The sequence below is a fragment of the Inquilinus limosus MP06 genome (assembly GCF_000767795.1).
Lineage (GTDB): Bacteria > Pseudomonadota > Alphaproteobacteria > DSM-16000 > Inquilinaceae > Inquilinus > Inquilinus limosus_E.
Window position 1 is genome coordinate 1 of sequence record NZ_JANX01000246.1, and the last position, 8,716, is coordinate 8,716.

Genomic DNA, 8,716 nt, shown 5'->3' on the forward strand with positions numbered 1-8,716 from the left:
GCCCGCCGCCCAGCTCATACGCCACCTCCTCGACCGCGGCGACGCCGCCGGCCTGATGCGCCGGGGCGCTGTTCATCACCGTGGTCGACGCCGCGGTCATCGCCGCGCCCACCCCGGCGCCGATGGCGATGAAGCCGGCGATCTCGGTGGCCGAGATCTCTCCCGCCGGCAGCAGGGCGACGGCGACGAAGCCGGCGGCGGACAGGGCCAGGGCGCCAGCCAGCACGGCGCGGAAACCGAAGCGGTGCGCCAGCCCGCCGGCCAGCGGCGAGGCCAGGAACGACGCCAGCGGCACCGGCGCCAGCCGCAACCCGGCCTGCAGCGGCGACAGGTCCAGCACCAATTGCAGCTGCTGGCTCAGCAGCAGCTCGAAGCCGACGATGATGATCATCGCCACCATGGCCCCGGCCAGGGCGACGGCGATGGCCGGGTTGCGGAACAACGACAGGTCGATCATCGGCACCGCGGCGCGGGCCTGACGACGCAGGAAGGCCGTCACCAGCACGGCGCCGGCCAGGCCGATCGCGCCGGCCAGCCAAGGGTCGGCGCCGGCATGGGTGGTCTGCTTCACCGCATAGACCACGCCGATGATGCCTGCCATCGCCATCAGCAGGCCTGGCAGGTCCCAGGGGTGCCGCTCGCTGACGCGCCGGCCGGGCAGCAGCCAGGCGGCGAAGGGCAGGGCGATCAGCACGATCGGAACGTTGATCAGGAACACCGCGCCCCAATGGAAATGCTCCAGCAGGGCGCCGCCAACCACCGGGCCGAAGGCGGCGCCGCCGGACGCGACCGACGACCAGATGCCGATCGCGATCGCCCGTTCGCGCGGGTCGTCGAAGGCCAGGCGCAGGATCGACAGGGTGGCCGGCATCATCATCGCCCCGCCGAAGGCCAGGAAGGCGCGGCCGGCGATCAGCCATTCCGGGCCGGGGGCGACGGCGCAGGCGGCCGAGGCCAGACCGAACAGGAACAGGCCCAGCAGCAGCAGGCGCTTGTGTCCGATGCGGTCGCCCAGCGTGCCGGCGGCCGGCAGCAGCCCGGCCATCAGCAGCGGATAGATGTCGATGATCCATAAGAGCTGCGACGCGCTCGGCCCCAGCGCCCGGCTCAGAGTCGGCACGGCGATGTGCAGCACCGTGGCGTCGATCGCCACCAGCAGCAGCGCGACCGAGACCACGGGCAGGATCGCCCAGCGATTGACGGATCTGGTCATGGCTCAGGCTCCCGGGGCGAGCAGGCGGCGGACCATGGCGGGCAGGGCGGCGATGCCGGCGGCGATGTCGAAGCGCGGATCGGTCGCCACCCGGGCGCTGAAGCCGTCGATCAGCATCAGCAGCCAGACCGCGGCCTGGTCGGGATCGAGGGCGGGGTCAGCCTGGCCGATGGCGGCGGCGCGGCCGGCCAGATGCGCCAGCGCCGGCCGCACCTCGGCGTCGCTGCGGTCCAGCACCGCCTGGATCTGCGGATTGCGCGCGCCTTCGGACAGGATCTCCAGCCACAGCCCGTGCCCGGCGGCGTCGGCGGCCAGGGTCAGGAACCGCTCCAGCAGGGCGGTGATCGCCGCCAGCGGGTCTCCGCTGTCCTCGACCCGCCGGAACAGCGCCGCCGTCTCCTCCCGCTCGGCATCGACCAGGGCGGCGATCATCGCCTCCTTGCTCGGGAAGTAGCGATAGAGATTGCCGGCGCTCATCCCCGCCGCCTCGCAGATCTCGGCCATGCTGGTGGCGTGGAAGCCGCGCCGGGCGAAGCAGCCATCGGCCGCCTCCAGGATGCGGCGGCGCTTCTCCTCGCGGCGGGTCAGGGGCTCGGCGACGGTCTCAGCCATGGTCGGGTCCAAAGTGAGAATGAACGTTCATTCTCTTTTCTGAAGGGCAATGTCAAGGTCGAGAGCATCGACCGGAGCGCGCCTGCCGGCCCCGCCGCGATAGCGGCTGTAAAGATTCCCCTCCTATCGTCGATCCCTCTCGGCGAGGGGAGGACATGCTCAAGGTCTTGAGGGGCTTCGGGGCTGCGCTCGCGGGGCTGGCGATCGCTGCCGCTCCGGCATCGGGCGCCAGCTACAACCAGATCCGGGTGGACCGGCAGGTGCAGACGGGAAATACGGTCGATATCACCGTGCCGTGCGACGTGCCGGGATCGGTCATCCTGGGCGGCGGCTTCAACAGCAACCCGGGCGTCGGCATGATCCAGTACAACAGCGGGGCCGTCGGCGTCGGCACGGTGACGATCCCCGTCGTCGTGATCTATCGCAGCCAGCCGGAGAACAACGCCTGGCGCATCCTCGGCTACGCCAACGCCGCCGCGACTGTCAGCGCCTTCGCGATCTGCGGCACGTCCTGAGGGGCCTCCCGGCATTGCCGGGCCGGGCCGCGCGGTGACACACTCGGCCGCTTTCAGCCGAGGATTCCGATGACCGACACCCCGATCCGATGGTTCCGCGACGGCCGGCTGGCGCGGCTGCGGCTGCGGCGTCCGGCCCGGCACAACGCGATCAGCGCGGCAATGTGGCGGGCGCTGGCGGACCTGTGCCGCGAGATCGATGCCGACCCCGGGGTCGCGGCGGTGATCGTGGAGGGGGAGGGGGTCTTCTCGGCCGGAGCCGACATCACCGAATTCGGCACGGTCTTCGCCGATGCCGACTCGACCGCCGCGTACAATGCCGCGGTCCGGGCCGGGCTGGCGGCGGTCGAGGCGCTGGACCGGCCGAGCATCGCCCTGGTCCGCGGCCTCTGCGTCGGCGGCGGCTGCGGCCTGGCCCTGGCCTGCGACCTGCGCTTCGCCGGCGACACGGCGCGGCTGGGCATCACCCCGTCGCGGCTCGGCCTGGCTTACGGCTTCGCCGACACGCGGCGGCTGGTGGCGACGGTCGGTCCCGCCCGGGCCAAGGACATGCTGTTCTCCGGCCGCCTGATGGATTCCGCCGAGGCGCTGGCGATCGGTCTGGTCGACCGGGTGCTGCCGGATGACGCCATCGAGCCGGCGGCGCTGGACTACGCCCGCGAGCTGGCGGAGCGGGCGCCGCTCAGCCTGCGCGCAGCCAAGCGGATGATCGAGGCGATGATGGCTGGCGCCGACAGCGACACGGCCGAGACGACGGCGCTGTATGAGGCCGCGTATCGCAGCGCCGATTTTCGCGAGGGGCAGGCGGCCTTCGCCGAGCGCAGGCCGCCGAGGTTCCGGGGGAGCTGAGCTGGCTGGCGCAGCCCCCTCCCCGCAACCCCCTCCCGCGAGGGGAGGGGGAGGATGGAATGAGGACCGGAAAGTCGGGGCCCGAGAGCCTTGCCATTCTGACCTCCCCCTCCCCCTGCGGGAGGGGGTAGGGGGAGGGGGCTGTTCCCGCCCTACTCCGCCGGCCGTATCCGGCCGCCGGCCGGCGGCTGGTGGCGGCGCAGCGCGGCCTGGACGACAAAGGTCATCAGCGCGCCCAGCACCATGCAGGCGGCCAGGAACCACATTGGCGCCAGCTGGCTGCCGGTGACGTCGCCGATCCAGGGCACCGCGTTCTGGGCGATGAAGCCGCCGAGATTGCCGACCGAGTTGATCGCGGCGATGCCGGCCGCGGCCGTGGCGCCGGTCAGGAAGCTCGGGGGCAGCGACCAGAACACCGGCTGCGGCGCGAAGATGCCCGCGGCGGCGACGCACAGCAGCGCGAACTTGAAGGCATTGCCCGGCACCACCACACTCAGCGCCAAGCACACGGCCGCAATCAGCGCCGGGATCACGATGTGCCAGGTCTGGTCGCCGGTGCGGGCGGCGTTGCGCGGGATCCACCACAGCGCCAGGGCGACGCAGGCCCAGGGGATGACGTTGAGCAGGCCGTTGGCCGTGTTCGACACGCCGAAGCCCTTCACCACGGTTGGCAGCCAGTAGCTCAGCCCGTAGGCGCCGAGCGGGAAGGCGACGTAGAACAGTGCCAGCAGCTGCACCCGGCGGTCCAGCAGCGCCGCGAAGGGGCTGCCATGCTGGGTTTTGCCCTGGGCGTTCTCGCGCTCCAGCACGTCGTGCAGCCATTTCTTCTCGCCGGCGTCCAGGAAATTCGCCGTCTCCGGCCGGTCGGGCAGGAAGAAATAGGTGACGATGCCCATCAGCACCGCCGGGATGCCGGTGGCGATAAAGACCCATTCCCAGCCCTTGAGGCCGAGCATGCCATCCATGTCCAGCAGCGCGCCGCCGACGGTGGACCCGACGGCGTTGGCCAGGGCGCTCCAGGCCATGAACAGGCCGACCATGCGGCCGCGATACATCTGCGGGAACCACAACGTCAGCGCGAACAGCACGCCGGGGAAGAAGCCGGCCTCGGCCGCGCCCAGCAGGAAGCGCAGGATGTAGAACATCGTCGCGTTCTGGGTGAAGGCCAGCGCGATGGTGACCAGGCCCCAGGAGAAGATGATCCGCGCCAGCCAGCGCCGGGCGCCGACCCGGGCCAGGATCACGTTCGAGGGCACCTCGAAGATGAAGTAGCCGATGAAGAACAGCGAGGCGCCGAGGCCGTAGGCGGCTTCGCTGAGGCCGAGGTCGCCGACCATCTGCAGCTTGGCGTAGCTGACATTCTGGCGGTCGATATAGGCGATCAGATAGAGCAGGCCGAGGAATGGCATCAGCCGCCAGGTGATCTTGGCGATCGTCTGCGGGCGGGTCTCTGGCAACGCGTTCTACTCCCTCAAATCGTATGATGATTTGCTGCCTTGGCGCGCAAAGAAGCCGCTTTGAGGGAGAACGTCAACCCGGGCGATGCGGTGCCGCCGGCGCCGGGGCGTTCATCGAAACGACATCCGGGGATCACGCGACTGTAACCCGGCTCTGTTAGGCCGTTCACGCCGAGCGGCCGTGATGTCCCCGTCATGCGCCGCCCAGACCTGACCGGAGCGTGGCTGATGGCCGAACTCGTGATCGAAGGACTGACCAAGAGCTTCCGCGCCGTGAACGCGGTCGATGACGTCAGCCTGACGATCGCCCCCGGCCAGATGGTCGGCGTGATCGGCCGCTCCGGCGCCGGCAAGTCGACGATGCTGCGCCTGGTGAACCGGCTGGCCGACCCGACCGGCGGCCGCATCCTGTTCGACGGCGTCGATGTCACGAAGCTGAAGGGCAAGGCCCTTCGCGACTGGCGCGCCCGCTGCGCCATGATCTTCCAGCAGTTCAACCTGGTCACCCGGCTCGACGTGCTGACCAATGTGCTGCTGGGCCGCATCTCGCAGCACTGGACGCTGCCGTCGCTGTTCAAGCAGTTCGGCGAGCGCGAGCGCGCCTTCGCCATCCAGGCGCTGGACCGGCTCGACATGGCCCATGCCGCCCTGCAGCGCGCCGACACCCTGTCCGGCGGCCAGCAGCAGCGCGTCGCCATTGCCCGCGCCTTGCTGCAGGAGCCCGAGGTGCTGCTGGCGGACGAGCCGATCGCCTCGCTCGACCCGCGCAACGCCAAGATCGTGATGGACGCGCTGCGCGCCATCAACCGCGAGGACGGCATCACCGTCCTCGTCAACCTGCACACGCTCGACACCGCCCGGCACTACTGCGACCGGGTGGTCGGCATGGCCAAGGGCCGGATCGTCTTCGACGGCGCGCCCGAGGCGCTGACCATGGAGGTGGTCGAGCGGATCTACGGTGTCGACGGCATGCGCGAGGCTCTCGACGAGCGCATCACCTCGACCGCGATCGAGCCCCGGACCGGCGACCGCGAGCTGGTCCCGGCCTGAGAGACCGTTGGTCTCGGAGCTCCAACCGACGGGGCCCGGCACGCCGCCGGGCGTCCGAACCAAGTGACAGTAGAAGGGGTAGACCCATGTTCATGCGGCGCACCATTCTCGCGGCGGCCACGGCCGCCGTCGCCCTCGCTGGCCTGGCCGGCACCGCCCCGGCGGCGGATCCGAGCTGGAAGAAGGATGTTCCGGTCATCCGCATCGGCATCCTCGGCGGCGAGAACGACGCCGACCGGCTGGCCCGCTACGACGGCTTCCAGAAGCTGCTCGAGACCACCTTCAACGTCGAGGTGAAGCTGTTCCCGGCCACCGACTATGCCGGCGTCATGCAGGGCATGGCCGCGGGCCAGCTCGACCTCGCCGAGTTCGGCGCCTCCGGCTATGCCGGCCTGTGGCTGGACTGCAAATGCGTCGAGCCGCTGGTGGTGCCGAAGGAAGACGACGGCTCGACCGGCTACTACTCGGTGCTGTTCGTCAAGTCGAGCAGCCCGTACCAGAAGCTCGAGGACCTGAAGGGCAAGTCGCTGGCCTTCGCCGACCCGAACTCGACCTCGGGCTACCTGATCCCGAACTTCCAGCTCAAGGACCAGGGCTACGACCCGGCCAGCTTCTTCGGCTCGACCGCCTTCTCCGGCGGGCATGAGCAGGGCGTGGTCGCGGTGCTGAAGGGCCAGTACGACGCCGGCGTGACCTGGATCTCCGGCCAGGGCGACCCGGCCCAGGGCTACAGCCGCGGCGCGCTGCGCAGCATGGTCGACAAGAAGATGCTCGACATGAAGGACCTGCGCATCGTCTGGCAGTCGACCCTGATCCCGAACGGCCCGTGGGCGACCCGCACCGCCCTGCCGGAGGCGTTCCGCAAGGACATGCTCGACTTCCTGTCGAAGCTGCCGACCGAGCATCCGGACATCTACGAAGCGGTCGAGAAGGGCGCCGGCTCGGGCTACGCCCCGGTCAAGCACGACTTCTTCGACGGCATCATCAAGATGCGCGAGACCGAGGCCACGCAGCGCCGCAGCTGATCCGACCCCGGCCTGAACCCTGACCGTCATTGCGAGGAGCGAAGCGACGAGGCAATCCATGCCCCCGCCCTTGCGGCCCTGGATTGCTTCGCTGCGCTCGCAATGACGGTGTCGGACGTCTGAAAGTGCGATGACCCTCCTGTCCGAAACCCGCCCCGCCGATCCGGTCGCGGCCTTCGAGGCCGGGCGCCGGGCGCTGCTGCGCCAGCGGCGCCGCGCCACGCTGATCGGCCTGGTGCTGTTCCTCGCCGCCGTCGTCGCCGGCGGATATATCGGCGAGTTCTACCCGTCCAAGCTGGCCGCCGGCCTGCCGCGGATCGGCGAGTATTTCGAGCGCACCCTGCCGACGGTGCACTGGGGCGAGCTGCTCTCCGACAGCAAGACCAAGGGGTCCTTCGCCTACTGGTACTACCGCGCCGGCAGCTACCTGGTGCTGCTGTGGCAGACGGCGCAGATGGCGATCCTGGGCACCGTGCTGGGCGCCGCCGCCGCCCTGCTGCTCAGCTTCCCGGCGTCGCGCAACCTGGTGCGCAGCCACTGGATCTATCATCTCAGCCGCCGCTTCCTGGAGATCTGCCGCAGCGTGCCGGACATCGTCTACGCGCTGTGCTTCGTCTGGGCCTATGGCGTCGGGCCGCTGGCCGGCATCCTGGCCATGGCGGTGCACACCACCGGCGCGCTGGGCAAGCTGTTCTCCGAGGTCAACGAGGCGGTCGACGACAAGCCGCTGGAGGGCATCCGCGCCGCCGGCGGCACCTGGGTCCAGATCATGCGCTTCGGCGTGCTGCCGCAGGTGTTGCCGAGCTTCCTGTCCTACGGGCTGCTGCGGCTGGAGATCAACATCCGCTCGGCCTCGGTGCTGGGCTTCGTCGGCGCCGGCGGCATCGGGCAGGAACTCTACTACATCGTCAGCTTCAACTATTACGAGGAGCTGAGCGCGCTGGTGCTGATGATCGTCCTGGCGGTGACGCTGATCGATCTCGGCTCGGAACGGCTGCGCTCCTTCTTCCTGCCGCGGGAGGTGCATTGATGGGAGCCCGCTTCGCCCGGATCCGCCCGATCGATGTCGACCATGCCCGCGCCGCGCTGCCGCGGGCCTTCGGCCGGCCGCTGGGCGAACGGCTGGTCCGCGCCGCCCTGCTGCTGCTGGCCGCCGCCTATCTCGGCTACCTGCTCTGGACCTTCGACTTCTCGCCGGCCCGGCTCTACGAAGGGCTGGTCAGCCCGAACGGCCTGTTCGTCATCGCCGCCCAGATGGTGTCCTGGCACGGCATGGCCGACTGGCAGTATGGCGAGATCTTCACCGCGCTGGGCCAGACCGTCGCCATGGCCTTCATCGGCACGCTGATCGCCTCGCTGGTCGCCATCCCGCTCGGCTTCCTCGGCGCCCGCAACATCGTGCCGATCGGCGTCCTGCGCTTCGGCTTCCGCCGGCTGTTCGACGGGCTGCGCGGCGTCGACCAGCTGATCTGGGCGCTGGTGTTCGTGCGGGCCGTGGGCCTCGGCCCCTTGGCCGGCATTCTCGCCATCTGCGTCTCCGACATCGGCTCGCTGTCCAAGCTGTATGCCGAGGCGATCGAGACGGCGGAGAAGAGGCAGATCGAGGGCGTGCGATCGACCGGCGCCTCGACACTGGCGGTGCTGCGCTTCGGCGTGCTGCCGCAGGCCATCCCGCTGTTCCTGTCGCAGGCGCTGTACTTCTTCGAATCCAACACCCGCTCGGCCACCATCCTCGGCATCGTCGGCGCCGGCGGCATCGGGCTGCAGATCTCCGAGCGCATCAAGATCCTGGCCTGGGACCAGGTGGCCTTTATCCTGATCCTGGTGCTGGCCGTTGTAGCGCTGATCGATACCCTGTCGAAATGGCTGCGGCTGAAGCTCATCGGGCGCGAGGCGGCGCGGGGCTGAGGCCGCCTCGTCATAGACTGCGCCAGTCGCGTTCCAAGCGGTCCCTCAGCCGAAGGGCGGGCGGCCGCGACGGTCGTGGCCGAACAT

The 8,716-nt window shown here is 70.0% G+C and carries 9 protein-coding genes; 6 read left to right on the plus strand and 3 right to left on the minus strand.

Annotated features, from left to right (window positions below):
* Together P409_RS18625 and P409_RS18630 are read right to left on the minus strand one after the other, a co-directional pair.
* The coding region (locus P409_RS18625; protein WP_034841165.1) for an MFS transporter at positions 1-1,213 on the minus strand (1,213 nt) is incomplete at its 3' end.
* Positions 1,214-1,216: 3 nt separating this feature from the next.
* Complete coding sequence (locus P409_RS18630) at positions 1,217-1,825, minus strand: TetR/AcrR family transcriptional regulator (RefSeq protein WP_034841169.1); 609 nt, start codon at positions 1,823-1,825, stop codon at positions 1,217-1,219.
* Positions 1,826-1,980: 155 nt separating this feature from the next.
* On the opposite strand from P409_RS18630, the gene P409_RS18635 reads away from it, so the two are divergent.
* Positions 1,981-2,340: a hypothetical protein gene (locus tag P409_RS18635; protein WP_034841174.1), complete on the plus strand. Its 360-nt coding sequence runs from the start codon at positions 1,981-1,983 to the stop codon at positions 2,338-2,340.
* 69 nt (positions 2,341-2,409) lie between these two features.
* Positions 2,410-3,189: an enoyl-CoA hydratase-related protein gene (locus P409_RS18640; protein WP_034841179.1), complete on the plus strand. Its 780-nt coding sequence runs from the start codon at positions 2,410-2,412 to the stop codon at positions 3,187-3,189.
* 152 nt (positions 3,190-3,341) lie between these two features.
* On the opposite strand, the gene P409_RS18645 is transcribed toward P409_RS18640, so the two are convergent.
* Positions 3,342-4,646, minus strand: coding sequence for an MFS transporter (locus P409_RS18645; RefSeq protein ID WP_034841183.1), 1,305 nt, complete (start codon positions 4,644-4,646; stop codon positions 3,342-3,344).
* A gap of 228 nt (positions 4,647-4,874) precedes the next feature.
* Between P409_RS18645 and phnC the strand changes: the two genes are divergently transcribed.
* From phnC to phnE (P409_RS18665), 4 genes are all read left to right on the plus strand, one after another.
* Complete coding sequence (gene phnC, locus P409_RS18650) at positions 4,875-5,696, plus strand: phosphonate ABC transporter ATP-binding protein (protein WP_034841188.1); 822 nt, start codon at positions 4,875-4,877, stop codon at positions 5,694-5,696.
* Positions 5,697-5,782: 86 nt separating this feature from the next.
* Positions 5,783-6,721: a phosphonate ABC transporter substrate-binding protein gene (gene phnD / locus P409_RS18655; protein WP_052120907.1), complete on the plus strand. Its 939-nt coding sequence runs from the start codon at positions 5,783-5,785 to the stop codon at positions 6,719-6,721.
* Positions 6,722-6,851: 130 nt separating this feature from the next.
* The gene (phnE, locus tag P409_RS18660; RefSeq protein ID WP_034841192.1) at positions 6,852-7,751 is read left to right on the plus strand and encodes a phosphonate ABC transporter, permease protein PhnE; all 900 of its coding nucleotides are present in this window, start codon (positions 6,852-6,854) and stop codon (positions 7,749-7,751) included.
* Positions 7,751-8,629 carry a phosphonate ABC transporter, permease protein PhnE gene (phnE, locus tag P409_RS18665; RefSeq protein WP_034841195.1) on the plus strand — a complete coding sequence of 293 codons (879 nt, stop codon included), beginning with the start codon at positions 7,751-7,753 and terminating at the stop codon, positions 8,627-8,629. The genes phnE (P409_RS18660) and phnE (P409_RS18665) overlap by 1 nt, the downstream gene beginning before the upstream one ends.
* The last annotated feature ends 87 nt before the right edge of the window (positions 8,630-8,716 follow it).

Excerpts from the sequence above, each read along its gene's own strand:
- P409_RS18630 (WP_034841169.1), bottom strand. The coding sequence starts at position 1,825 with ATGGCTGAGACCGTCGCCGAGCCCCTGACCCGCCGCGAGGAGAAGCGC.
- P409_RS18635 (WP_034841174.1), top strand. The coding sequence starts at position 1,981 with ATGCTCAAGGTCTTGAGGGGCTTCGGGGCTGCGCTCGCGGGGCTGGCG.
- P409_RS18640 (WP_034841179.1), top strand. The coding sequence starts at position 2,410 with ATGACCGACACCCCGATCCGATGGTTCCGCGACGGCCGGCTGGCGCGG.
- phnC (WP_034841188.1), top strand. The coding sequence starts at position 4,875 with ATGGCCGAACTCGTGATCGAAGGACTGACCAAGAGCTTCCGCGCCGTG.
- phnD (WP_052120907.1), top strand. The coding sequence starts at position 5,783 with ATGTTCATGCGGCGCACCATTCTCGCGGCGGCCACGGCCGCCGTCGCC.
- phnE (WP_034841192.1), top strand. The coding sequence starts at position 6,852 with ATGACCCTCCTGTCCGAAACCCGCCCCGCCGATCCGGTCGCGGCCTTC.
- phnE (WP_034841195.1), top strand. The coding sequence starts at position 7,751 with ATGGGAGCCCGCTTCGCCCGGATCCGCCCGATCGATGTCGACCATGCC.